The following is a 24,266-nucleotide window of genomic DNA, read 5'->3' as shown; positions in this document are numbered from 1 at the left end:
CGATCAGCGAACCCTATTCAACCGGCACGTACTCTCCGCCGCGCCAGACGTACCAAACCCAGCTCTGCTTCGTGAGGTCGCCCTTGTCGTCGAAATCGACCCGGCCGATCACGGTGTCGAATTCCTGTTCGTGCAGTGCCGCAATGACGGCCTTCGGCTCCAGCGAACCTGCCTTCGAGACCGCCTGGGCCCAAACCTGGACCGCGCAGTAGCTCAACAGCGTGTAGCCCGCGGGTTCGAAATTCTCCGCACGGAACTGCTCAACGACCGCGGCCGCTTCGGGGCTTCGCCTCGCGTCCGCCGGGAACGTGAAGAGGGTCCCCTCCGCCGCGGGGCCGGCGATCAGGGCAAATTCCTCGGTCGCCAAAGCATCTCCGGATATGAGCTGAACCGTGTAGCCACTGTCGTGTGCAGCGCGAGCAATCAGCGCAACCTCGGCATGATACCCACCCACATATAAGGCGGAGACGCCGGCGGTCCGCAACGTAGCGACCTCGGCCGAATAGTCGTCCTTCCCGGGAATGTATGCGTCGTAAACGGCCTCAGTCACGCCCCGCTTGTGCAGCTGCTTCCTGGTCTCGTCGGCGAGACCCTTCCCATAGGTCGAGTTGTCGTGGAGGATCGCAATCTTCTTGTTGCCCCAGCGATCGGCAAGGTAGTTGCCAGCGATGAAACCTTGCGCGTCGTCGCGGCCAATGGTGCGAAAGACATTGGCACGGCCCTGTTCGGTCAGCTGCGGATTGGTCGAGCCTGGGGATATCTCAACGACGCCCGCCTCCTCGTACACTTTTGATGCGGGGATCGAGGCCCCGGAGCAATAATGCCCGACGACGAGCACGACCCCGTCAGCCACCAGCTTCTTGGCGGCCGCCACAGCTTGCTCGGGATCGCAGAAGTCGTCGACCGAGATGAGCCTCACCTTCTGGCCGAGCACGCCGCCCGCCGTGTTGACGTCGGCCACTGCCATCTCCGCGCCGCGCTGTCCCTGCTCGCCGATCCAGGCGAGCCGTCCCGTCATCGCAGCCGAGACGCCGATCAGCACCTCCGCCCGTGCGGAGCTGAACACGGCCGCGAGAACCAAGATCAGTATGGCGATGATGCGGTGCATGTGTGCACCCCCTTAACTGTAGCTTACGCCAATCCCGTCAAAGCCGACAGCCCCTTCGGCAAGCGCGACTGTCTCGGGCTGCTATTGCAGCGCACACCCAATTTGGCGAAGCAAGCATACACTGGAATGGCGTGTCATAACTTCGTTCGCTGAGGTCGGAATCGCCCGCCAAATCCGGACGTTACCACTGACCGGAGTGAGCGTCGTGATTGGGTCACGGAGCGTCATGCGACGCTCCCAACTGGATGACGGCAAAGGGTCGAACTCGGTCGTTCAGAGTGATTGGGTTTTGACCCAAGCACTCTGCAGCCAAGTGGAAACGCGCCTAAAATAAATAGTTAGAGCGGGATGCCCGCTTCAACTTGAACGCATCCCGCTCTAGCTGAAGCGGCTCCCGATAAGCCGGCTCCACTGCTCGCCCGCAAGGCCGTTCAGGAAGACTTGCGAGTTCTTCATCGCGTCCAAAAGCTCTGGATCGCGTGAATGTACCACCGTTGAGGCAACGGTCAGGAAAGCAATGCGTCGTCCAAGCATCGCCTCCAGAAGTGCAGGTTGAATACGTCCGCGCAGGCCGCTGACGCCGCGCGCGGCGGCGTGATCGATCAGGCAGTCAATCACCGGGCCCGCCTGGCCGGGGAGGGCGAAGATCTGCAGCACGCGACCAATTTCATACTTCCGTGCGTAGTAGGCGAAAGCGCCGACATTGGTGCCGACTGGCGACGTCACACAAACGTAGACAAGCTCCCCCAGATCCGGCTTTTGTGCCGCATCTGTCAGGATGTGGTCGAGTTGATCTTCCGTCCAGTCAGGCCGCAGGGCGAATTGAGCGGTAAACGGTTCGATGAGCCTGGCAAATGCATGGCTGTCGATTTCGGATGTACGAAATGCTCCGTGGCCTGCCCCGTCCACCGCCACACCCGACCAACGTCGTTCGCTGGACGTCATCCTTCTGCAGTAAAATCGGTCGACTGCACGCGCCAGCGGATTGAGCATTCGCGCAAGCGCCATGCGATTGGCGGAAAGGCTGAGCATGAAGGCCGCGGGGCGCATCACACGGACCCAGTCAAGGCTGTATTGCGGCAGGACCACGCCGCGCAGCCGGGTCCACAATTTCACGGAAATATCGTTGGCCGTCTCGCTGAAGGAGATGTCCTGCGGACCATCCAGGTAAGCTTTCAGCAAGCGGGCGCCGGCCAGCGGGTCGTGCTCATGGTCCTCGACCATGAGCGAGCTACAGATGGCCGCGCGTAGTTGTCGGCCGTTGAACGTCATCGGCAGGACGTGGACGCCGACAAATCCGGAGACGCGACCGGCGTCGTTGACATGGACAAGCGACCGGAGGTTGTCTGCGCAACCGGGCGCATCCAGATAAAACCGTTGCATGTATTCCACGAGAGAGGCCGGCGCTTCGGTCCTCTCCTTCAACAGCACGCGCTGAAACATGTTCGCAACTGCCGGGAGGTCGGCGCCTTGCAAGGCGCGAATGACGCTCAAGCCCGGCTCCCGCCACCAAAGTCCCATCCACCGAGCTTCCGGGCCAAGGCGACGCGAGGCACGAGAACATCGGGCGCGCGTTCCAACTCGACGCCCATGAAGCCGTGCAACCTCGGCCAGTTGGCATCGCCCCGGTGACCGAACGGAGTGCTGAATTGCTGCGGCAAGGTGGAACCCTTTGCTTGACCGACGAAAACCGGCGTCATTGCTGCTAGCAGATTCAGGTAAACCGATATTAAAGTCGTTGCTTTGAATGGTAGCGAACCGGGTTTGTCCGGGCCCCATAGCTGGACATCAGCAATTTTGGTTCCTGGCGGACTCTAAACGACCAGCGGCATGAGTTGCGTGCTGCGCGCCGAACCGTTTCGGCTGGCCAAAGTTTCGCGTGGCGGCTCTTGACTGGGAGCGCGGGCGTAATACGGTGAGGACAAATACCGGCTCCGACCGCCGGGCGGCAAGAATGCCTCGTATGCCTCGCCCTGCGGCGGTGGCTGCGGGGCATTGTCATTTTTGAGGCATTGCTTGAAACGGCATATCGACATCGGCATTCTCTATTCGCGGTCCGGCAACTACCGGCTGGTGTCCGAATCCTGCCGTGCGGGTGCGATGAACGCCATCGCCGACGTCAACGGCGATCTCGCTATCCCATTCGAATTCATCCCGATCGAGCGCGACCCGCAGGGCAACATCGATCGCTATGCAAGCGGCTGCGCGGACATTCTCGCCAACAGCGGCGCGCGTCACATCATTGGCTGCGTCACCTCGTGGAGCCGCAAGGAGGTCATTCCAATCCTGGAAAGGGCAGGCGGCACGCTGTGGTACGCCTGCCCGTACGAGGGCTTCGAAGCCAACGAGCATGTCGTCTACACACACGCCTGCCCCAATCAGCATCTCGTACCGCTGCTCGCCTATGTCGTGCCTCGTTTCGGCGCCGATGGCTTCCTGCTCGGTTCCAACTACATCTGGGGCTGGGAGACCAACCGCGTGGCGCGCGACCTGATTGCGGACGCTGGCGGCAAGGTGCTGGGCGAACGCTATCTGCCGCTCGGCGAGGTCGATGTTGCGCGGCTGATCGCGGAGATACAGGCGACGAGACCTGATTTCATTCTGAACAATCTCATCGGCCCTTCTTCTTATGCCTTCATCGCTGCCTATGCGGAGCTTGGCCGGCGCGACCCGCATTTCAGGCCGGAGCGTTGCCCGATCCTGTCCTGCAATCTCACGGAATGCGAATTGCCGGCGCTCAACGGGGCAGGCGATGGCCACCTTTCCGTTGGGCCCTATTTTCACGACATCTCGGGGGCGGATCGCGGTGCGGTTCCAGTGCCTTCCGTCATGCCGGCCTCATCCTTCGAGGCGGCGGCTTATGCCTCGGTGCGCATGCTCGCCGAGATCCTCACCCTTAACCCCGGTGCACAATGGACGGACCTTCCCAAGGTCTTTTCCGAAACATCATTTCGAACGCCGCTGGGCGACATCGCCATCGACCAGCAAACCCAGCATGCTACCTTGCCGGTGCTAATCGGACGTATCGATGGAACATCGTTCAAAACGGTCACACTGACGAAGGGCGTGGCACCCGATCCCTACCTTTCCCGCTATGACCGGACGGAGACGTTCGGGCGGCCACGCCTGCGGGTGGTGTCGTGAGCAAGATGGCGCGTATCCCGAACCTTGGAGGCGCCAGGGCTTTTGTCCTGCATCGTCCACATCCGACCGTGCAGGCGATCACAAGGCAATTGTCGGCCATCGGCCTTGAGGCGATTGGCTTCTGGCCGGAACTGCCGGCCGAAGCCTTGGCGGCGGACTTCGTCTTCTTCGACGTCGATCTCGGCTTTGACGAGCAATTTCCGTGGAAGCCGGGCGAGGCGCCGATGCCGCTGATAGCACTGATCGGCTCCGAGGCGCCGGGGCGCGTCGAATGGGCATTGTCGCACAAGGCCGATGCGCAGTTGCTGAAACCGGTCGGCAATGCCGGCGTCTATAGCGCACTTTTAATCGCAAGGCAGAGTTTCGAGGCGCGCAAGCTTCTGGCCAGCGAGATTGCCTCGCTTCGTCAGCGGGTCGCGGAGCGCCAGACCATCGTACGCGCGGTAGAGGTCTTGTCGAAGGGCGCCGAGGACGGCCGTGCCTATGCGCAGCTCCGCTCGCTGGCGATGAGCTGGCAAATCAGTGTCGAGGAAGCCGCGCGCAGGATCGTGGCGATGACACAAGAAGAAGGCGACGATGACCAATCCGATCGCGCCTGAGCTTTCGGCCGCCGGGCGTATGCCAGCCAAGCCTCGCGCCGGCGTCTGGCGACGTCTGCTAAAACGGCCTCTCGCTTTGCTCGGCCTCGGGATTATTGCCGTTGTCTTGGCCGGCGCCATTCTTGCACCGTGGCTGACAGGCTACGATCCAAACGAGCAGATGTTCGACGGGCTCACGCTTGAAGGCGCGCCACTGCCGCCGGGAGCCCAGTTCTGGCTGGGCACCGACCTGCTTGGCCGCGACCTGCTGACCCGTCTCCTATTCGGCGCGCGCACGTCGCTGATCATCGGCATCGTCGCCAATGGCGTGGCGCTTCTGATCGGCACGCTGGTCGGCATCACCGCCGGCTATTTCCGCGGCTGGATCGGCAGCGCGCTTATGCGCTTCACCGATTTGATGATGGCTTTCCCGGCGCTGCTGCTCGCCATCTGCCTGGCGGCGGTGCTCCAGCCGAGCCTGTGGATCGTCGCCATGGTGATCGCATTGGTGAACTGGGTGCAGACCGCCCGCGTCATCTACACCGAGACAAGTTCGCTCTCCGAACGCGAGTTCATCGATGCCGAGCGCACCATCGGCGCTAGCGCTCCACGCATCCTGTTCCGCCATATCCTGCCACATCTTTTGCCGACGATCATCGTCTGGGGCACGCTCGGTATTTCGACCACGGTGCTGCTCGAAGCGACGCTCAGCTATCTCGGCATCGGCGTGCAACCGCCGACCGCGTCATGGGGCAACATCATCTTCGAGAACCAGACCTATTTCCAGGCCGCGCCCTGGCTGGTCTTCTTTCCCGGTGCGGCTATCCTGGCACTGGCGCTGGCCTTCAACCTGATCGGTGACGCACTGCGCGACATCCTCGATCCGACGCAAAGGGGGCGGGCATGATCGCCTATCTCGGCCGCCGCGTTGTCCAGTCGGTGCTCATCTTGCTCGGCGTCTCTCTGATCACCTTTGCGCTGCTCTACCTGCTGCCCGCCGATCCCGTCCGCCAGATCGCCGGCCGCAGCGCCACACCCGAGACGGTCGAAAACATCCGCCGGCAGCTCGGCCTCGACCAGCCCTTCGTCGTCCAGTATTGGCACTATCTGACCAGCCTTCTCAGCGGCGATCTGGGGCGCTCCTACATTCAGCGCTCGGAGGTCACGGAGCTTATCGTCTCGCGGCTGCCGGCAAGCCTGCTGCTGATGGTCGGCGCCATTGCCTGCGAAGTCGTGATCGGGCTGACGATGGGCCTCATCGCCGCCGTCAAGCGTGGCACCGCCACCGACCAGTCGCTGATGGTCGCCTCCTTCGTTGGCGTCTCGGCGCCGCAATTCGTCGTCGGCCTGATGCTGCTTTATGTGTTCGCGGTGCGGCTCGGCTGGTTCCCGATCGGCGGTTACGGCACCTGGCGTCATCTGGTGCTGCCGTCGCTGACCATGGGAATTCTCGGCGCCGGCTGGTACGCCCGCATGATGCGCTCGTCGATGATCGACGTGCTGCGCCAGGACTACGTGCGTACCGCGCGTGCCAAGGGTCTTGCACGCAGCGCCATTATCCTCCGGCACGCGCTGCCCAACGCCATCCTGCCGGTCATCGCCATGATCGGCATCGATATCGGCATCTTCATGGGCGGCATCGTGGTTGTCGAAAGCGTGTTCGGCTGGCCAGGCATCGGCCAGCTAGCCTGGCAGGCCATTCAGCGCATCGACATTCCGATCATCATGGGGGTCACCCTGGTTTCGGCCTTTGCCATCGTGCTCGGCAATCTCCTGGCCGACACTGTCGCACCGTTCATCGATCCACGCATCAAGCTCAGATGAAAACCAAGAAAACCAGAGAAAGGGAACATGACATGAGAAAATATCTAATATCGACCGTGGCGGCATCGGCGCTTGCGCTGGTGCTTGGCATGACAAGCGTACGTGCCGAAGACGCCGTCGATCCGAATGCCAAGCAGGGCGGCGCGATCACCATCACCTACAAGGACGACGTCGCCACGCTCGATCCGGCCATCGGCTATGACTGGCAGAACTGGTCGATGATCAAGAGCCTGTTCGACGGGCTGATGGACTACGAGCCGGGCACCACCAACCTGCGGCCCGACCTTGCCGAGAGCTACGAGATTGCGCCCGACGGCAAGACCTTCACCTTCAAGCTGCGCCACGGAGTGAAGTTCCACAATGGCCGCGAGATGACCGCCGACGACGTGAAATATTCGCTCGACCGGGTCACCAATCCAAAGACACAGAGCCCGGGTGCCGGTTTCTTCGGCTCGATCAAAGGCTATGACAACGTCGCTGCCGGCAAGGCGGAGAGCCTGGCGGGCATAACCGTCGTCGATCCCTACACGATCAAGTTCGAGCTGACCCGGCCCGACGCCACCTTCCTGCATGTCATGGCGATCAACTTCTCGCATGTGGTGCCGAAGGAAGAAGTCGAAAAATACGGCGCAGACTTCGGCAAACATCCGGTCGGAACCGGCGCCTTCAAGCTCGCCGAATGGACGCTCGGCCAGCGCGTCGTATTCGAGCGCAACCCGGATTACTGGCACGAGGGTCTGCCGCATCTCGACAAGATCACCTTTGAGATCGGCCAGGAGCCGATCGTGGCGCTGCTGCGGCTCCAGAAAGGCGAGATCGACGTTCCCGGCGACGGCATTCCGCCGGCGAAATTCCAGGAGGTGATGGCCGATCCCGAGCAGAAGGCCCGTGTTGTCGAGGGCGGCCAGTTACACACCGGCTATATCACCATGAATACCACCATGGCGCCCTTCGACAACGTGAAGGTGCGGCAGGCGGTCAACATGGCGATCAACAAGGACCGCATCGTCCAGCTGATCAACAACCGTGCGGTGCCGGCCAATCAGCCGTTGCCGCCGTCGATGCCTGGCTATGACAAGGAATTCAAGGGCTATCCCTATGACGTGGCCAAGGCCAAGGCCTTGCTTGCCGAGGCCGGGCATCCCGACGGATTTGACACGCAGCTGTTTGCCATGAACACCGATCCCAACCCGCGCATCGCGCAGGCCATTCAGCAGGATCTGGCGGCGGTCGGCATCAAGGCCAGCATCCAGTCGCTCGCGCAGGCCAACGTCATCGCCGCCGGCGGCGATAAGGCCGGTGCGCCGATGATCTGGTCCGGCGGCATGGCCTGGATCGCCGACTTCCCCGATCCGTCGAACTTCTACGGCCCGATCCTCGGCTGTGCTGGTGCCGTCCCGGGCGGCTGGAACTGGTCGTGGTATTGCAACAAGGCGCTCGACGCCAAGGCGGCCGAAGCCGACTCCATCGTCGACCCGGCCAGGGCTGGCGAACGCGCCAAGATGTGGAGCGAGATCTACGGCAAGATCATGGAAGACGCGCCCTGGGCACCGGTCTTCAACGAGCAGCGTTTCACCATGAAATCAACCCGCATGGGTGGCGCCGACAACCTCTATGTCGACCCGGTCCACATCCCGATCAACTACGACAATGTGTATGTGACCGATGTGCAATAACTGCGACTACACCATCCACGGGCGCCACCATCATTTCGGCTGGGACAATTCCTTTGTCCCGGCCGAACGGGTGGCGCCAGGGGCGACGATCGAGTTCCAGTGCTTGGACTCGTCCGGCGGGCAGCTGACGATGGAGAGCACCATCGACGACGTTGCTTTGCTCGACTTTGCCAAGGTGAACCCGGTCACTGGGCCAATCTATGTCGACGGGGCAGAACCGGGCGATGCCCTGAAAATCACCATCGAGGCGTTCAAGCCATCAGGCTTCGGTTGGACGGCGAACATCCCGGGATTCGGTCTGCTGGCGAATGACTTCTCCCAACCGGCACTGAATATCTGGAAGTACGACGCCGCCTCGCTCGAACCGGCGCTGTTCGGCAAGAGCGGCCGGGTGCCGCTCAAGCCCTTCGCCGGCACCATCGGCAATGCCCCGGCTGAGCCGGGTCTGCATTCGGTGGTTCCGCCGCGGCGCGTGGGCGGCAACCTGGATATCCGCGATCTCGCCGCCGGCACGGTGCTCTACCTGCCCGTAGAGGTCGCGGGCGCGTTGTTCTCGGTCGGCGACACGCACGCCGCGCAAGGCGATGGCGAGGTCTGCGGCACGGCGATCGAGAGCCCCATGAACGCCGTGCTGACGCTCGATCTGGTCAAGGATGCCCGGCTGCGGACGCCGCGTTTCACAACGCCCGGTCCGGTGTCGCGGCATCTCGACGCCAAGGGCTACGAGGTGACAACCGGTATCGGGCCGGATCTGATGGACGGCGCCAGGAGTGCCGTTTCCCAGATGATCGACCTGCTCTCCGGCCGCTACGGCATGGATCCGGTAGATGCCTATATGCTCGTCTCGGTTTGCGGTGACCTGCGCATCAGCGAGATCGTCGACATGCCCAACTGGGTGGTTTCGTTCTACTTCCCCCGCTGCGTCTTTGAATGAAGGTGGAGGACATCAAACGATCCAGGCAGGCCGCCGCGGAGAGTGGCTCTCTCAGGCCGGTACTCAGCGTCTCAGGCCTGAGCGTCGCCGTGCGCGGCGAGGAGGGCGAGCGCGACGTCGTTTCCGACCTGACATTCGGCCTGACGCGCGGCGAAACGCTTTGCATCGCCGGCGAGTCCGGTTCCGGCAAGTCGATGACGGCGCTGGCCATCATGGGCTTGCTGCCGCAGCCGGCGGCACGCATCGGATCAGGCTCCATCCGGCTCGGCGATCAGGACCTCGCGGCTCTCAGCGAGAGCGGCATGCGCCGCATCCGCGGCGACCGTATTGCCATGATCTTTCAGGAACCGATGACATCGCTCAATCCGGTGCTGTCCATCGGCCGTCAGCTCACGGAGGCGATCGATGCACACACCTCGATGTCGCGCTCCAACTCGCGGCTGAGGGCGCTCGAGGCGCTGAAGGCAGTCCGAATTCCGGATGCCGAACGGCGGCTCGAGCACTATCCGCACGAACTCTCAGGCGGCATGCGCCAGCGCGTGATGATTGCCATGGCTCTGGCCCTGAACCCGGACGTGCTGATCGCCGATGAGCCGACGACCGCCCTCGATGTCACGGTTCAGGGTGAGGTGCTGGAACTGCTGCGCGACCTGCAGCGCGAGCACGGCACCAGTGTTATCCTGATCACGCACGACATGGGCGTAGTCGCCGAGATGGCGGACCGCGTCATCATCATGCGTGACGGACGGATGGTCGAGCAGGGCAGCGCGGCTGACATCTTCAATCGCCCGCAGGCCGACTATACACGCGAGCTTCTGGCCGCCGTGCCGCGCATTGGCGGCGGACGGACCGTCGAAGAACGACAAGACGCCGCCAACATGCCGGCCGAGCTTGTATCTGTCAGCGATCTTCACGTCCGCTTCGACCTGCACGGCGGCTTCTTCGGCCGCGTTGACCGCAGGGTGCACGCGGTCGAAGGCGTCAGTTTCTCGATCGCGCCGCACGAAACCCTGTCGCTGGTCGGCGAATCGGGCTGCGGCAAGTCGACGACGGCCAAGGCGATCGCCGGGCTGGTGCCCTACACCGGCAGCATTTTAATCGGCGGCCAGGACTTGTCGGCGCTCAGCCGCAAGGAGCGCAAGGCTGTCCGCCGCAATGTGCAGATGATCTTTCAGGATCCCTTCGCGTCCCTCGATCCGCGCATGCGGGTCGGCGATCTCGTCGCCGAGCCTCTGCTGATCCACGGCCTCGGCGACAGAGAGCAACGGCATGCCCAGATCGCCGCCCTATTCGAACGCGTCGGCCTCTCGGCTGACCAGATGGAGCGCTATCCCCACGAATTCTCCGGCGGGCAGCGCCAGCGAATCTGCATTGCGCGGGCGCTGGCGCTGCGACCAAAGCTGATCATTGCCGACGAGAGCGTCTCTGCTCTCGACGTGTCGGTGCAGGCGCGCGTGTTAAGATTGCTGAAGGAGCTGCAGCGCGAATTCGGCGTCGCATATCTCTTCATCTCGCACGACATGGCGGTGGTCGAGAACATCTCCGATCGCGTGGCGGTAATGTATCTGGGGCAGATCGTCGAGATGGGCACCCGCGACCAGATCTTCTCCAACCCGCGCCATCCTTACACAAAGCGGCTGATCGAAGCCGTTCCGGTTCCCGATCCAGGCCGGCGCCGCGCCCGGTTCGCCCGTTTGGACAGCGAAATTCCAAGCGCTGTGCGGCGCATCGGTGACGAGCCCCGGAAACTCAAGCTCGAAGATGTTGGCGACGGCCACCTCGTCGCCACTTGATCGAGCTTAGGCTGCCTCGTGCAGCCAATCCCGCAGAGGCTCGGGGACAGCTGCATATGTGATGTTCGAGCGGAGGAAAATGATCGGCGATGGCGCTGCCGCGGCAGCGCCGTTCGGCGATGCCGAGTTGGCAACATCACCCGTTTACACCTGACATGTTAGCGTGCTAACGCTACATCCACATTGATTTCAACGGAGATCGTATTGGCTTCCCGCTTTGGTCTTTCGGTTGCCCTGACCACACCCTTCGACCCGTCGGGGCAGATAGCGCTCGCGCCGATGATCGCGCATGCCCGAGCCTGCCTTGGCGCCGGCTGCAGCAGCGCGACGCTGTTCGGCACCACCGGCGAAGGAGCCTCGGTCGGCACCGACGAGCGACGGATCGTCACCGAGGCCATGCTGGCGGCCGGTATTCCGCCACATCAGCTCGTCGCCGCAGTGCTAGTCGATGCAGCCGAAGATGCCGCCGATCAGGCCCGGCACGCTTTGCAGCGCGGCGTTCGCAACATTCTGCTCGCTCCGCCGAGCTACTTCAAGAATGTCGGCGAGGACGGGCTGTTCGGATGGTTTTCCGCCGTCTTCGCCGCACTCGGTCCGCTGGCGCGCGACGTGCTGCTCTATAACATCCCCTCAGTCACCATGGTGCCGCTCCCGCTTGGGCTGATCGGCCGGCTGCGCGCCGCCTTTCCCGCTGTGGTGGCCGGGGTGAAGGATTCCGGCGGGGACTGGAGCTACAGTGAGGCGCTGCTTGAGGCGCACGGCGATCTGGTGATCCTCATCGGCGACGAACGGCATCTCGCGAGAAGCGTGCGCCGCGGCGGACAGGGCGCGATTTCCGGCATGGCTAATTTTGTTACCGGCGAAATCCGGGCAATGGTCGAAAACGGGGGCGACGACCCACGCGTCGAAGACTTCGTGCTCGAATTGCTCAAATACCCGGTCACGCCGGCGGTGAAGGTCATGGTCGCGCGCAAGACCGGCGACGAGCGCTGGCTGGCGGTCCGCCCGCCCCTGGAGCCGATCGATCCGCAGGGACAGCGGCAGCTTGCCGCTGCCTTCGACAGGCTGTTTGCGACAGAGGCAGCCTGACCGACAAGGCCGGGCTGACCGACAAGGAAGCGAGCTGAAGTGGAAGACGGCAGCGAACCGATCACTCTCCGGGAGAAGGCCTATGCCAGCTTCACGCGGCATTTGCTGGCCCGCGATCTGCGGCCGGGGCAGTTCGTGTCACAGCGCGAACTGGTCGCTTTCACCGGGCTGCCGCTGGGTGCCATTCGCGAGATCGTCCCGCGTCTCGAGGCCGAGGGACTGCTGACCACCATCCCGCAGCGCGGCATGCAGATCGCGCATATCGATATCAATCTGATCCGCGAGGCGTTTCAGTTTCGGTTGTTCATGGAACGCGAGGCAGTGGCGCTATTCACGACCAGCGCTTCTGATGCCGAACTTGCCCGCATGCGGCGCGAACATGAAGAGATGCTGGCCCAAGCTCTCGGGCAGGCACCGACGCCGGAAATGGAAGCCAAGGCCCAGAACATCGACTGGGCGATGCACGACACCTTCATCAATGCGCTCGGCAACGAGATTATCGCCAAGGCCTATCTGGTCAACTCGGTGAAAATCCGGCTGATCCACCAGGAGCGTTTCCGCATCGACGGTCGTGTGGTGCCGGTGATGCGCGAACATTTGGCGGTCATCGAAGCCATGGAGAGCCGCAATCCGCAAAGAGCGGTTGAAGCGATCAGTCTGCATATCGACAATGCGCGCCGGCTGGCGCTCCAGATCTGAGGAAATATAGCCGCGCCGCGGTTTGCGGCGCATCCACAACGACAGCAACCGGGAGGAAGAAATGTCGTCCAATCTGTTCAACCCAACCAGGAGGCAACTCCTTGCCGGAACCGCGGCGCTAACCGCTGCCGGCCTTGTGGGGCTTCGCCCCGGCTTTGCCGCAGGCGTTGACTGGAAACGCTTTGCCGGGACGACGCTTGACGTCAATCTGGTGAAAAGCCCGCGCAGCGACACCATCCTGAAATATCTCGCCGAGTTCGAGGAACTGACCGGCATCAAGGTCAATGCCGAGGCAACGCCCGAGCAGCAGCAGCGCCAGAAGACGGTGATCGAGTTGAGCTCGGGCAAGCCGAGCTTCGACGTCGTGCATCTGAGCTACCACGTGCAGAAGCGCCAGTTCGAGAAGGGTGGCTGGCTGGCCGACATCGCCGGCTATCTCGCCGATCCGTCGCTCACCGACCCGGCGCTGGTCGAAAGCGACTTCGCCGAAGCCGGCATGCTGTTTGCCAAGGACGGCCAGGGCGTGCTGCGCTCGCTACCGTTCTCGGTGGACTACTGGATCCTGTATTGGAACAAGGAGCTGTTCGAGGCCAAGGCCCTCAAATACCCAGAGACCTTCGAGCAACTTGTGGCAGCCGCCGAAGCGCTGACCGACCACTCGACCAATACATACGGCTTCGTCGCCCGCGGGCTCAAGAACGCAAACACGCCGGTGTGGACGTCGCTGATGCTCGGCTACGACATGACGCCGCTAGATGACAAGGGCAAGCTGCGCACCGAGGCTCCCGAGGCGATCGAGGCTGCCGCGCTCTATCAAAGATTGATGACCAAGTCCGCCCCTCCGGGCGTTACCGGGTTCAACTGGGCCGAAGCACAGTCGGCCTTCCTGCAGGGCAAGATCGGCATGTGGCTCGACGGCGTGGGTTTTGCCCCGCCGATGGAAAATCCGGAAAAATCGAGGGTGGTCGGCAAGGTCGGTTACGGCGTGATGCCCAAGGGTCCCAAGGCGCATGCCTCGGGCACCTTCGGCGACGGGATTGGCGTTACCGCCGCCAGCGAGAAGAAGGAGGCTGCCTATCTGTTCTGCCAGTGGGCGGTATCGCCAACCATGGGCGCGCGGCTGTTGCAGGCCGGCGCCGGTGTTCCGTTCCGCAAATCCGTGCTGGAGGATCCCAAGGTGCGTGAAGGCGTCACCATGCCGGCAAGCTGGCTTGATGCCGTGGTCGGCTCGGGCAATATCAGTCGGCTGGCACTGCCGGTCATCATCCCGGTCACGGAATTCCGCGACATCTATGGCGTGGCGCTGACCAACATGATTGCCGGCGCCGATCCCGCCGCGGAGCTGAAGAAGGCCACCGAACAGTTCCAGCCGGTTCTCGACAGGAGCGAGCAGGGCTGATGTCGGCCACCACCCCAGAACAGACCGGGGTGACGATGCCGGTTATCGACGGGAGCCAGACGATCCGGCTGGCTCCCAACTACTGGCCATTCGTCGTCCCCGCACTCGTCGTCGTCGGCGCCGTCATCGTTTTCCCCTGGGCTTTCACCCTGTGGATGAGCGTCAATCGCTGGACGCTCGGCCAGTCGCGGAGTTTTGCCGGGATGGAAAACTATCTCCGCCTGGCCAGCGACCCACGTTTCTGGGAATCCCTTGTTCATACGTTGACCTACACCTTCCTCTCGGTTGCAGCGCCGATGCTGCTGGGCACCCTGGCCGCCCTGATCTTCGATGCCAGGTTTCCGCTGCGCGGCTTGCTGCGCGGCGTCTTCGTCATGCCGATGATGGCGACACCCGTTGCCGTCGCACTGGTTTGGACAATGATGTTCCATCCTCAGCTTGGCGTGCTCAACTACCTGCTGTCGCTGGTCGGCATCCCGGCCCAGGAATGGATATTCAACGCCAACACGGTCATCCCGTCGCTGGTTGCGGTCGAGACCTGGCAGTGGACGCCGCTCGTCATGCTGATCGTGCTTGGCGGGCTGGCCTCGGTGCCGCGCGAGCCCTTCGAAAGCGCCGAGATCGACGGCGCCAATGCCTGGCAGCAATTCCGCTATCTCACTCTGCCGATGATCGCGCCGTTCCTGATGATCGCGGTCATCATCCGCACCATCGATGCGCTGAAGAGCTTCGACATCATCTACGCGATGACCCAGGGCGGGCCGGGTACGGCGTCGGAGACCATCAACATCTATCTCTACAACACCGCCTTCTCCTACTACGATATCGGCTACGGCTCGGCCATGGCCGTGGTGTTCTTCATTGTCATCGTGGCCCTGTCGTTTGTCCTGCTGATGCTGCGCCAACGCTCGCAGTGGATCGATACGGAGGGCAAATAGATGAGTTCACGGCTGCTCAACCAGATCGGTCTGTTTTTCGCTGCCCTGGTTTTCGTCTCGCCGGCGATCCTGTTCTTCCTCTGGATGATCTCGCTGTCGCTGAAATTCGAGATCGACAACGGTGCCTATCCGCCGATCCTGATCCCCGAACGCTTCGCCTGGTCGAACTATGTAAAGGTGTTTGAGGAGAACAATTTCCTGCTCTATCTCTGGAATTCGGTTCTGGTGACCGGTACGGCGACCTTGCTGGCGCTGCTGATCGGCGTACCGGCCGGCTATGGCATCGCACGGCTCAAGGCTGAACGATCGGCGGTCGTCATCATGATCGCCCGCATGACACCTGGGCTATCCTATCTCATCCCGCTGTTTCTGCTGTTCCAATGGATCGGGATACTCGGCACGCTGTGGCCGCAGATCATCATCCATCTGGTGGTGACGGTGCCGATCGTGGTGTGGGTGATGATCGGCTATTTCGAGACCACGCCGATGGAACTGGAGGAGGCGGCCAACATCGACGGCGCCAGCTCCTGGCAGGTTTTCCGGCTGGTTGCCCTGCCCATCGCCAAGCCAGGCATCGTCGTCGCCTTCATCCTGTCCGTGATCTTCTCGTGGAACAATTTCGTCTTCGGCGTCGTGCTCGCCAGCCGTGAGACGCGCACACTGCCGGTCGCCGTCTACAACATGCTGTCCTACGAGCAGGTCAGCTGGGGGCCGCTCGCCGCGGCGGCGCTGGTGGTGACGTTGCCAGTGCTGATCCTGACCATGTTCGCGCAAAGGCAGATCGTCGCGGGGCTGACCGCCGGCGCCGTCAAGGGCGGCTGAGGGCGCGTCCTGACATCACTCTTTTCCAGGAAAGATCCAATGGCATCGGTAACAATCAGCAACGTGCAGAAGGCCTTCGGGGCCACCAAGATCATTCACGACGTCAGCGTCGACATCGCCGACGGCGAATTCGTCATCCTGGTCGGCCCGTCGGGATGCGGAAAATCGACGCTGCTGCGCATGATCGCGGGCCTTGAAACGATCTCCGGCGGAAAGATCGCCATCGGCGAACGTATGGTCAACAATCTGCGCGCGCGGGACCGGAACATCGCCATGGTGTTCCAGAATTATGCGCTCTATCCGCATATGACCGTTGCCGACAACATGGGCTTTGCCCTCAAGATCAAGAAAGCCGACCCGGCCGACACCGCTGGCCGGGTCCGGAAGGCAGCCGGCATCCTCGGCCTGGAAAAGCTGCTTGACCGCTATCCGCGCCAGCTTTCGGGCGGCCAGCGCCAGCGCGTCGCCATGGGCCGCGCGATCGTACGTGACCCACAGGTCTTTCTGTTCGACGAGCCGCTCTCCAACCTCGATGCCAAGTTGCGCGTCCAGATGCGCGGCGAGATCAAGGCCCTGCACCAGCGGCTGGGTACCACGACGATCTATGTCACGCACGACCAGATCGAGGCCATGACGATGGCCGACAAGATCGTCGTGCTGCATGACGGCCTGGTCGAGCAGATCGGCGCGCCGCTGGACCTCTACGACCATCCGGCCAACCTCTTCGTTGCCGGTTTCATCGGCTCGCCCGCCATGAACTTCATTGCCGGCCGCATCGAGGAGGGCGTGTTCCGCAGCGCCGGCGGGTTGGTCCTGCCGTTGCCGGAAGGCGCCCAGCCCGCGGATGCCGCAGGACGCGAACTCGTCTACGGCATTCGACCGGAACATATCCGGGCGACGGGGCAAGGCGTGCCGGGCACGATCACGCTTCTCGAGGCGACAGGCTCGGAAATCTTCGCCAGGGTCGACTGCTCCGGTGAAGAAATTTCCTGCCTTTTCCGAGAAAGGCTTGCGCTCAGGCAGGGCGAAGGGGTGGGGATCGAGATCGACCGCGCATGTGCGCATCTGTTCGACGCAGCAACCGGTCGGCGCATCTGACCCAATGGTCTGGTGAATGCGTGGTCGGCCTTAGGTCGGCAACGCGAATTCATCGGCGACCTCGATGGCGCGGCCTTCGCTGGCCGATCTCTGGGCGGGCGAGACCCATGACGACGGCCCACCAGCCGTCTTGCAAGGTCACTTCCACTTTGCCTTGTTCGCGCACCGCAGCGGTGAAGCGGGCGTGCTCGAAATAGTCGAACCGCTATGGTCGCCTGCCTCGAGCAGCCGGGGGTCGACGGGAATCTCCAGCAGGCGTGGTCCAGGCGGATTGCGCGGACTGACGATCAACTGGGGCACTGGCGCAGGGCCAAGCTGGGTCGGCCAGAAACGGCCTGGTCCGGGAACCAGACATTCGATCTTTCCGTCGCCGCCGACAGCGCAGAGTTGCTCCTGGTAGCGGCTGCCCTCGGCAAACATGCAGAGTTTCCAGCATGGCGCGCGCGCCGCGAGGGCGCTCTCTGCGATCATTGCTGCCACAGGATGATCCGGAAACGCTTCAAAGTGAATTTTCTCGTGGGCGGTCTTCGGCACTACGGAGATCCGCGCCGGAGGTTCGCGCGCCTGGTCCGGCTGACTGACAATACGACCTGTGCTGAGGTTCAGTACGAACTACCGATCAGGGCAGATGGGATGTTCGTCCGCGTGATAGCGGCGAGGCGTGAAATCCGCGATCGTTCTGCAGTTCTGCTTTGCTGCAGAGCCGCAGCTCGACGGAGACGTTCTCGTGAACCTGTACTGCGCACCGTGCGTTTGCAGCCTTGCCGAACATCTCGCTCTTCGGGAGGCGGATACCTCCTTCGATAGCGAGCGCATCGACCGGGTGTCGAGGCAATCATGAGCCGAGCCCGCAAGATCGCAATCGCCATCGTCGCCCTTATGGTGATTCCAATGGCAGCTATTTGGAGCTGGCAATGGTTCACGCGGGGCCGGTTCGAGGAAACGACCGATAACGCCTATCTCCGCGGAGACATTACCAGCATCGCGCCGAAGCTCGCCGGTTACGTCGTCGAAGTCGACATAGACGACAATGCCAGTGTGTCAAAGGGTGCTGTCCTGTTTCGCATCGACGACAGCGACTACAAGGCCAAGGCCGAGCAGGTGAAAGCCAACGTCGCCGCCCGGCAGGCGGAAATCGCCAACATCAAGGCGACCCGTGAACTGCAGGACGCATTGATCGCGCAGGCTGAGGCGCAGAAGCAATCTGCCGCAGCCGACCTGCAATTCGCCCGCGCCAACCTGAACCGCTACGTCACGTTGCAGAAGAACGGGACCGCAAGCGATCAGAAGCTGCAGGATGCGCAGGCCGGCCATGACAAGGCAAAGGCATCGCTGGACGGTGCAGAGGCCAATCTGCTGGCTCAAAAATTGAAGCTCGGTGTCCTGGATGCACAGTTGTCCGGTGCGCGGGCAGCCCTGTCCCAGGCACAGGCAGCGCTCGACCTGGCAATGCTCGACCTGGCCAACACCGTCGTGAGGGCCCCGGTCGGCGGCATCGTCGGTAATCGCCAGATCCGTGTCGGCCGCTATGTCACCCCAGGGACAGCAGCCTTGGACATCGTTCCGGTTAACGATGTCTGGATCGTTGCCAACTTCAAGGAAACACAGCTGAAGCAGGTTGAGATCGGCCAACGGGTTCGCGTCATGGTTGATGAATATCCAGATCTGCAAATCGACGGCCTTGTCGACAGCTTCGCTCCCGGTAGCGGCGCGGCATTCAGCCTGCTGCCGCCGGACAACGCCACCGGAAACTTCATCCGCGTCGTCCAACGTGTGCCGGTCAAGATCAGGATGACGCGCAATCCGTTGCCCGGCCGCCTGGTTCCGGGACTCTCGGCTCGTGTTGCCATCACCGTCGGCACCAGGGATGCTCCGGCTGTAGCGCAGGAAATGCAGACAGGCGGGATTGCGGACGGGCGCTCAGCACAATGATGCACCTCGCCGAAACGGCGGCTGTGCAGCGCCATCCCGGTACATTGCGCGCTTGCTTGATAGCAACCGGCGTCGTGCTGGCCGCCTTCATGGACGCGGTCGCATCCACTGCACTGTCCATCGGCCGGATCGACATGCTCGGCGACACCTACGCAACGTTGGACGAACTGGCGATGATCGACGTTGTTTTCATCGCGGCCAAGCTGACGGCGTTCCTTGTCGCTCCGCTACTTGTGACGGCAGCCAGGCCGACCGCCTGCCTGCGCGCGGCGGTTGTCGCCCTTCTGCTGGCATCCGCGGCCTTGACGTTGTCAGTGGACCTCACCTGGATTTGCATCTGCCGCATTGTCCAAGGGCTGGCTGGCGGCACAGTTCTCGTCGCCGGCCAGACACTGCTGTTCTTTCGGTTCCCGCACCGGCATCAGCCGGTCGTTCAGGCGGTTTTTGCCGTAGGCGCCGTCATGGCTCCGACGACCGTCACGCCAGCCCTGCAGGGCTGGCTTGTCGACCATCTGACCTGGGAGTGGATATTCCTGAGCATCATTCCGCTCGGCATCGTCTCCCTTGTCCTGTTGGCGGCGGACGGCGATCGGACCTTTTGGCGGAAAACCAGGTTTCCTGCCGTCAGGATATTGTTGCTCGGCATCAGCGCCGCGCTTTTGACCTACGTCCTGCTGCAAGGCAGCAGGTTCAACTGGTTCGACGACACCGACATCACCTTCCTTGCCGCAACCGGTATGACGGCTGCCGGCCTCCTGGCCGTCTGGGAGACCCGCTTTCGTTCAGAAGGCTCACTGCTGGCCATCTCGCCCCTTGGCAATCCGGACTTTCGCTTTGGCCTTCTCGTCAGCTTCGTCGCCGGCTCTGCCCTTTCAGGCAGCGCCTATCTTATTCCGGCTTTTGCCCTCAACGTGCTCGATTTTACCGCGACGGGCGCAGGAGTGCTTCTGCTGCCCAGCGGAGCCATGCTCGCGCTTGGACTTCTGTTGTCCGGCTTCGTCATCCAAAGGACCGGGATGCGCCCGATCACGCTTGCGCCATTTGGCATTCTGCTCTTCGCAGGTGCCATGTGGCTGCTGTCCGCTTCGACGAGCGGTAGCGGATCACCGGACCTGACCCTTGCTCTGCTGCTGCGAGGATTCGGCCTCGGCCTTCTGTTCGTGGCACTGACGCTGGTTACGCTGCAGGGCCTTGCCGCCAATGCGTTGCCGTTTGGCATCGGGCTGTTCAACTTCGGCAAGCAGGTGGGCGGTCTGACCGGCACAGCCCTCTTGCAAACGTATATTGATCACCAGAATGTCCACAACCGGACGATACTGGCGTCCCACCTCGTCAATGGCGATCCAGCCGTAGACCAGCGCTTGAGAGCAACTGCGAACGCTCTGGCGAACAGTGTCGACAGCACTGCGGCGACAAAGACCGCCCTGCCGCTGCTGCAGCGCGCGCTTGAGAAGCAGGTCGCCACGATCTCGTTCGACGAAGCTTTCTTCGCGCTCGTCCTGCTGTTCGCGGTCGCTGCGCCCTGTCTCATTGTCGCCAAACAATTGCTCGGCCGCCAAGCCGCTCCGCAGAACTAAAACCGCGTCCACGCCCTATACTTTGGAGCAGATGTGTTGGTCGGGAGAGGCTTCCAGATTATCTCATGAGCCGTGTTAACCGGACGAGACAGGGATGACGAATGCAGAGGTTTTTCCGGTTTCACTCTGCAGCCGACGAAGAGGCAGCCGAGCGTCTTACCTGTCCGGCTCGTATTCCCAGTGGTAGGTGTTGATGCATCGATCCGCGTCGCTCCTCGCGCGAGGCCATCGTTAGGGCCCCCGTAGCGGCGATAACTCCGCGCAATGCATGGATTTCCATGAGATGCAGCCGAGGCATGGCGGAACTAGATTTAGGCGGTGAGTTCGCCTGTCCAGATATTGAAAACAAGTGCTATATCAAGCGCTGACCGTCCCCAGGCTTTTTTGTCCGACAGGAGAAGCCAATGACAGCAGCGTCCAACTCACTTGGCGAAATCGACCCCGAAGCAACGCTTGCGCTGCAAATCATTGAGAGCATGCCCGGCCACGCGTGGGCAGCCGATGCCGCCGGAAGATTCACCTATGTCAGCCCAAACACCCTGGCGTTCCTCGGCAACACGCATGAGGGTCTCAACACTTCCGAAGACAACGACGAGTTCGGCTGGCGTCGAGCCGTCCATCCCGACGATTATGATCCTGTAGCCGCCAGATGGCGGCATTGCCTCGAAACCGGCGATCCCTATGATACCGAGCATCGCCTGCGGCGCGCCGATGGCGTCTATCGCTGGTTTCGAAGCTCAGGACGACCATTTCGCGATAGCCAGGGGCGCATCGTTCAATGGTACGGCACGACAATAGACATTGAGGACCAGAAGCGGGCCGAGTCAGCATTGCGCGACCGGGAGCGGGAACTCTCGCAGCTCGTGGATATGGTCCCGAGTCATATCTGGCGGCTCGATCCCGATGGCGAGCCGATCTTCTTCAATGGGCGCATGGTCGACTTTCTCGGCCTCGATGTAGCGGATCTGGACCGACCGGGCATGAGCCGGCTGGCGGCGATGATACAGGCCGCCGTTCATCCGGACGACGCAGCAGCATTCGGCGATGCACTTCGTGGTTGCTTCGCTACCGGTGCGAGCTTCGCCATGCGCTATCGCCTGCGCCGTGCCGATGGCGTCTATCGCTGGATGTCGAGCCGGGCGGAGCCGATGCGCGATGGCGCTGGCCGCATCGTCCAGTGGTACGGCCTCTGTCACGACATAGACGATCAGATGCACGCCGAAGCGGCGTTGCGGCAGAGCGAGCAGCAACTTCAGCACATGATCGACGCCGTGCCGGTCCGCATCTGGAGTGTGATGCCGACCGGCGGGCCGGTCTACTTCAACAAGCGATACCAGGACCATTTCCGCTCCGTTATCGCGAACTTTGACGCGCTCGGCGAGCCGGGAATCGAAACGTTGCTGTACGAGGTGATTCATCCCGAAGATGCTCCCGAGGTGCAGCGCACGTTGCTGCGGTGTTTCGAAACTGGCGGCGGCTCCGCGATGCGGTTTCGCTGGCGCGAAAAAGACGGCACCTATCGCTGGGCTGAGTGCAGGGTCGAGCCGCGACGCGATGACGACGGAACGGTCGTGCAGTGGTACGGGGTTTCTCTCGACATCGACGATGAGGTGCGCGCGCAGGCGGCGTTGCGCAAAAGTGAGCGGCGCCTTCAGCAGCTGATCGACACCGTGCCCGCTTTGATCTGGAGTACGACACGGGAAGGGACGCCTTCCTACGTCAACAAACGGTTCACCGATGTAACCGGGGCCACGCTCCACGACATCACCGCCCCGGACGGCTCGCCGTCGCTGAGCGTGATCCATCCAGACGATATCGACACCGCACGGCAGGCGATCCGCCATTCATTCGCAACGGGCGTGCCTTACGTTCAGAGATATCGCCAGAGGCGGGCCGACGGCGGCTATCGCTGGACCGAGACTCGCGCCGAGCCGCTGCGCGACGAAGATGACAGCATTCTCCAATGGTACGGCGTGAGCGTCGACATCCATGACCTGGTGACCACGCAAGCCGCATTGCACGACCGGGAACGAGAGCTCTCGCAACTCGTCAACATGGTTCCTAGCTACCTCTGGCGGCTATCTCCCAACGGTGAGCCGACCTTCTTCAACAAGCGCCTGATAGATTTTCTCGGCCTGGACATAGCGGACGCGGAAAAGCCGGACACGAGCCTGCTGGCGGCCTTCATTGCCACCGTCGTCCATCCCGACGATGCAGCCAGCCTGAAGGAAGCACTCGACAGCTGCTTTGCCACCGGCGAGCGCTTCTTCATGAAGTATCGCCTGCGCCGTGCCGATGGCGTTTATCGTTGGATGGAGGGCCGCGCGGAGCCGCTGCGGGACCAGGGTGGACGCATCGTCCAATGGTACGGCCTTACGCACGACATCGACGATCAGCTGCGCGTCGAAGAGGCGCTGCGCGAGAGAGAACGGGCTCTCTGGCAGCTCGTTGAAACACTGCCGGCAATGATCGATTGCGCCGCGCCGGATGGCGAACCGATATATCGCAGCCAGCAGCTCCGCGAATTCCTCGGATACAATCTTGAGGAATTGGACGAAGCGGGAAAGTCCCGGCTGGCTGGCACACTCGACGCCGGTGTTCATCCCGACGACCTGACAGGTGTCAAAGAGAGATATGCCGATTGTCTGTCCACAGGCGAGCCGTATGCGCGACGGCACCGTCTGCGGCGCTTCGATGGTGAATATCGCTGGGTCGAGACGCGCGCCGCGCCGATGCGCAACGCTGAAGGCGCCATAGTGCAGTGGAACGTTATCTGCCTCGACATCGAAAATGAGGTGCGGACACAAGAGGAGCTTCGGCTGGCACAAGAGAGACTTGCGCGTGCGAGCCAGGCGGCGAGCCTTGCCGAACTCTCCGCATCCATCGCTCATGAGGTGAACCAGCCGCTGGCCGCCATCGTCGCCAACTCCAACGCATGCCACCGTTGGCTGTCCGCCGAGCCCCCGAACGTCGAGCGCGCGAAGATCACGGCCGAGCGTATCATCCGCGATGCCAACTCGGCGGCGGATGTCGTCAGCCGCATCCGTGCCTTGTTCAGACCTTCGCTTGAAATGAGAACCAGCACGCCGATCCCCAGCGTCGTTGCCGAAGCACGTGACCTTATGGCCGAGGAAGCCATGCGGCGTCGCGTTCGCATGGACATCGACGTCGAAAGCAACCTTCCGCTCGTTGCGTTCGATCGCGTCCAGATCCAGCAGGTCCTGGTCAACCTCATTCGCAACGGCATGGAGGCGATGGACACCACGGCGGGCGACAAGGTTCTTGCAATGCGCGTGCGCCGGATAGAGGACACGATCCAGACCGAGGTCCGCGACCGAGGCCCGGGTCTCGAACGTCCCAACAAGATATTCGAGCCGTTCTTTACAACGAAAGGGAACGGAATGGGCATGGGGCTCGCGATCTCCCGTTCGATCATCGAGTCTCACGGCGGACGCCTTTGGGCGGAGAATAGCATGCCGCGTGGGGCGACATTCATCTTCACCCTCCCGGTTGAAGCGAAAGCTGCGCAATAACTGGCGGCGCTCAGTAAGCGCTTGGTTTTTGGCTCTCGGTGAAGGGGCGCCGCCGCCCCGTGCAATGCATGGATTTCCATGAGGTGCGGTTGGGGCGTGGCGGGATTAGGGTGGCGACGTGA

General features: G+C 62.4%; 19 protein-coding genes. 16 read left to right on the top strand and 3 right to left on the bottom strand.

Annotation, left to right across the window (positions count from 1 at the left end):
* Window positions 1-13 precede the first annotated feature (13 nt).
* Both NKH30_RS00755 and NKH30_RS00750 read right to left on the bottom strand, forming a co-directional pair.
* On the bottom strand, window positions 14-1,108 hold the full coding sequence (locus tag NKH30_RS00755; protein WP_352470633.1) for a branched-chain amino acid ABC transporter substrate-binding protein: 1,095 nt from the start codon (window positions 1,106-1,108) through the stop codon (window positions 14-16).
* Between the two features lie 378 nt (window positions 1,109-1,486).
* The gene (locus NKH30_RS00750) at window positions 1,487-2,602 is read right to left on the bottom strand and encodes a hypothetical protein (protein ID WP_352470632.1); all 1,116 of its coding nucleotides are present in this window, start codon (window positions 2,600-2,602) and stop codon (window positions 1,487-1,489) included.
* Between the two features lie 522 nt (window positions 2,603-3,124).
* Between NKH30_RS00750 and NKH30_RS00745 the strand changes: the two genes are divergently transcribed.
* The 13 genes from NKH30_RS00745 (at window position 3,125) to NKH30_RS00685 (ending at window position 17,102) form a co-directional block, all read left to right on the top strand.
* Window positions 3,125-4,252, top strand: a complete 1,128-nt coding sequence (locus NKH30_RS00745; RefSeq protein ID WP_352470631.1) for a transporter substrate-binding protein — start codon at window positions 3,125-3,127, stop codon at window positions 4,250-4,252.
* Window positions 4,249-4,851, top strand: a complete 603-nt coding sequence (locus NKH30_RS00740; protein WP_352455770.1) for an ANTAR domain-containing response regulator — start codon at window positions 4,249-4,251, stop codon at window positions 4,849-4,851. Before NKH30_RS00745 ends, NKH30_RS00740 begins: the two co-directional genes overlap by 4 nt.
* 19 nt (window positions 4,852-4,870) lie before the next feature.
* Window positions 4,871-5,737 carry an ABC transporter permease gene (locus tag NKH30_RS00735; RefSeq protein WP_352470704.1) on the top strand — a complete coding sequence of 289 codons (867 nt, stop codon included), beginning with the start codon at window positions 4,871-4,873 and terminating at the stop codon, window positions 5,735-5,737.
* Window positions 5,734-6,654 (top strand): ABC transporter permease, encoded by a 921-nt coding sequence (locus NKH30_RS00730; protein WP_352470630.1) that lies wholly within the window; start codon window positions 5,734-5,736, stop codon window positions 6,652-6,654. Before NKH30_RS00735 ends, NKH30_RS00730 begins: the two co-directional genes overlap by 4 nt.
* A 32-nt stretch (window positions 6,655-6,686) precedes the next feature.
* The gene (locus NKH30_RS00725; RefSeq protein ID WP_352470629.1) at window positions 6,687-8,330 is read left to right on the top strand and encodes an ABC transporter substrate-binding protein; all 1,644 of its coding nucleotides are present in this window, start codon (window positions 6,687-6,689) and stop codon (window positions 8,328-8,330) included.
* On the top strand, window positions 8,320-9,264 hold the full coding sequence (locus NKH30_RS00720; RefSeq protein ID WP_352470628.1) for an acetamidase/formamidase family protein: 945 nt from the start codon (window positions 8,320-8,322) through the stop codon (window positions 9,262-9,264). The genes NKH30_RS00725 and NKH30_RS00720 overlap by 11 nt, the downstream gene beginning before the upstream one ends.
* Window positions 9,261-11,057, top strand: a complete 1,797-nt coding sequence (locus tag NKH30_RS00715) for an ABC transporter ATP-binding protein (protein WP_352470627.1) — start codon at window positions 9,261-9,263, stop codon at window positions 11,055-11,057. The genes NKH30_RS00720 and NKH30_RS00715 overlap by 4 nt, the downstream gene beginning before the upstream one ends.
* 204 nt (window positions 11,058-11,261) lie before the next feature.
* Window positions 11,262-12,146, top strand: a complete 885-nt coding sequence (locus NKH30_RS00710) for a dihydrodipicolinate synthase family protein (protein WP_352612447.1) — start codon at window positions 11,262-11,264, stop codon at window positions 12,144-12,146.
* Window positions 12,147-12,185: 39 nt separating this feature from the next.
* Window positions 12,186-12,845: a GntR family transcriptional regulator gene (locus tag NKH30_RS00705; protein WP_352470625.1), complete on the top strand. Its 660-nt coding sequence runs from the start codon at window positions 12,186-12,188 to the stop codon at window positions 12,843-12,845.
* A gap of 61 nt (window positions 12,846-12,906) precedes the next feature.
* A complete protein-coding gene (locus tag NKH30_RS00700; protein ID WP_352470624.1) occupies window positions 12,907-14,244 on the top strand; it encodes an extracellular solute-binding protein in 1,338 nt (445 codons plus the stop codon).
* A 35-nt stretch (window positions 14,245-14,279) separates the two neighbouring features.
* A complete protein-coding gene (locus NKH30_RS00695; RefSeq protein WP_245274609.1) occupies window positions 14,280-15,182 on the top strand; it encodes a carbohydrate ABC transporter permease in 903 nt (300 codons plus the stop codon).
* Complete coding sequence (locus tag NKH30_RS00690) at window positions 15,183-16,004, top strand: carbohydrate ABC transporter permease (RefSeq protein WP_023674179.1); 822 nt, start codon at window positions 15,183-15,185, stop codon at window positions 16,002-16,004.
* 39 nt (window positions 16,005-16,043) lie between these two features.
* The gene (locus tag NKH30_RS00685) at window positions 16,044-17,102 is read left to right on the top strand and encodes an ABC transporter ATP-binding protein (RefSeq protein ID WP_352612450.1); all 1,059 of its coding nucleotides are present in this window, start codon (window positions 16,044-16,046) and stop codon (window positions 17,100-17,102) included.
* A 138-nt stretch (window positions 17,103-17,240) separates the two neighbouring features.
* Here NKH30_RS00685 and NKH30_RS00680 read toward each other — a convergent pair whose 3' ends face one another.
* Window positions 17,241-17,636, bottom strand: coding sequence for a hypothetical protein (locus NKH30_RS00680; RefSeq protein ID WP_352830687.1), 396 nt, complete (start codon window positions 17,634-17,636; stop codon window positions 17,241-17,243).
* Between the two features lie 303 nt (window positions 17,637-17,939).
* Between NKH30_RS00680 and NKH30_RS00675 the strand changes: the two genes are divergently transcribed.
* The 3 genes from NKH30_RS00675 (at window position 17,940) to NKH30_RS00665 (ending at window position 24,144) form a co-directional block, all read left to right on the top strand.
* Window positions 17,940-19,034, top strand: coding sequence for an HlyD family secretion protein (locus NKH30_RS00675; protein WP_352993810.1), 1,095 nt, complete (start codon window positions 17,940-17,942; stop codon window positions 19,032-19,034).
* On the top strand, window positions 19,031-20,611 hold the full coding sequence (locus NKH30_RS00670) for an MFS transporter (protein ID WP_352540091.1): 1,581 nt from the start codon (window positions 19,031-19,033) through the stop codon (window positions 20,609-20,611). The genes NKH30_RS00675 and NKH30_RS00670 overlap by 4 nt, the downstream gene beginning before the upstream one ends.
* 404 nt (window positions 20,612-21,015) lie before the next feature.
* Window positions 21,016-24,144, top strand: coding sequence for a PAS domain-containing protein (locus NKH30_RS00665; protein WP_352830684.1), 3,129 nt, complete (start codon window positions 21,016-21,018; stop codon window positions 24,142-24,144).
* Window positions 24,145-24,266: the final 122 nt, after the last annotated feature.

Origin of the sequence: Mesorhizobium sp. M1273 (assembly GCF_040318195.1) — a bacterium.
Taxonomy (GTDB): Bacteria; Pseudomonadota; Alphaproteobacteria; order Rhizobiales; family Rhizobiaceae; genus Mesorhizobium.
The sequence above is the reverse complement of the archived record's forward strand: the minus strand, read 5'-3'. Positions and strand labels throughout refer to the sequence as shown.

Excerpts from the sequence above, each read along its gene's own strand:
- NKH30_RS00670 (WP_352540091.1), top strand. The coding sequence starts at position 19,031 with ATGATGCACCTCGCCGAAACGGCGGCTGTGCAGCGCCATCCCGGTACA.
- NKH30_RS00720 (WP_352470628.1), top strand. The coding sequence starts at position 8,320 with ATGTGCAATAACTGCGACTACACCATCCACGGGCGCCACCATCATTTC.
- NKH30_RS00675 (WP_352993810.1), top strand. The coding sequence starts at position 17,940 with ATGAGCCGAGCCCGCAAGATCGCAATCGCCATCGTCGCCCTTATGGTG.
- NKH30_RS00755 (WP_352470633.1), bottom strand. The coding sequence starts at position 1,108 with ATGCACCGCATCATCGCCATACTGATCTTGGTTCTCGCGGCCGTGTTC.
- NKH30_RS00730 (WP_352470630.1), top strand. The coding sequence starts at position 5,734 with ATGATCGCCTATCTCGGCCGCCGCGTTGTCCAGTCGGTGCTCATCTTG.
- NKH30_RS00700 (WP_352470624.1), top strand. The coding sequence starts at position 12,907 with ATGTCGTCCAATCTGTTCAACCCAACCAGGAGGCAACTCCTTGCCGGA.
- NKH30_RS00715 (WP_352470627.1), top strand. The coding sequence starts at position 9,261 with ATGAAGGTGGAGGACATCAAACGATCCAGGCAGGCCGCCGCGGAGAGT.
- NKH30_RS00665 (WP_352830684.1), top strand. The coding sequence starts at position 21,016 with ATGACAGCAGCGTCCAACTCACTTGGCGAAATCGACCCCGAAGCAACG.
- NKH30_RS00685 (WP_352612450.1), top strand. The coding sequence starts at position 16,044 with ATGGCATCGGTAACAATCAGCAACGTGCAGAAGGCCTTCGGGGCCACC.
- NKH30_RS00695 (WP_245274609.1), top strand. The coding sequence starts at position 14,280 with ATGCCGGTTATCGACGGGAGCCAGACGATCCGGCTGGCTCCCAACTAC.
- NKH30_RS00735 (WP_352470704.1), top strand. The coding sequence starts at position 4,871 with ATGCCAGCCAAGCCTCGCGCCGGCGTCTGGCGACGTCTGCTAAAACGG.
- NKH30_RS00690 (WP_023674179.1), top strand. The coding sequence starts at position 15,183 with ATGAGTTCACGGCTGCTCAACCAGATCGGTCTGTTTTTCGCTGCCCTG.
- NKH30_RS00725 (WP_352470629.1), top strand. The coding sequence starts at position 6,687 with ATGAGAAAATATCTAATATCGACCGTGGCGGCATCGGCGCTTGCGCTG.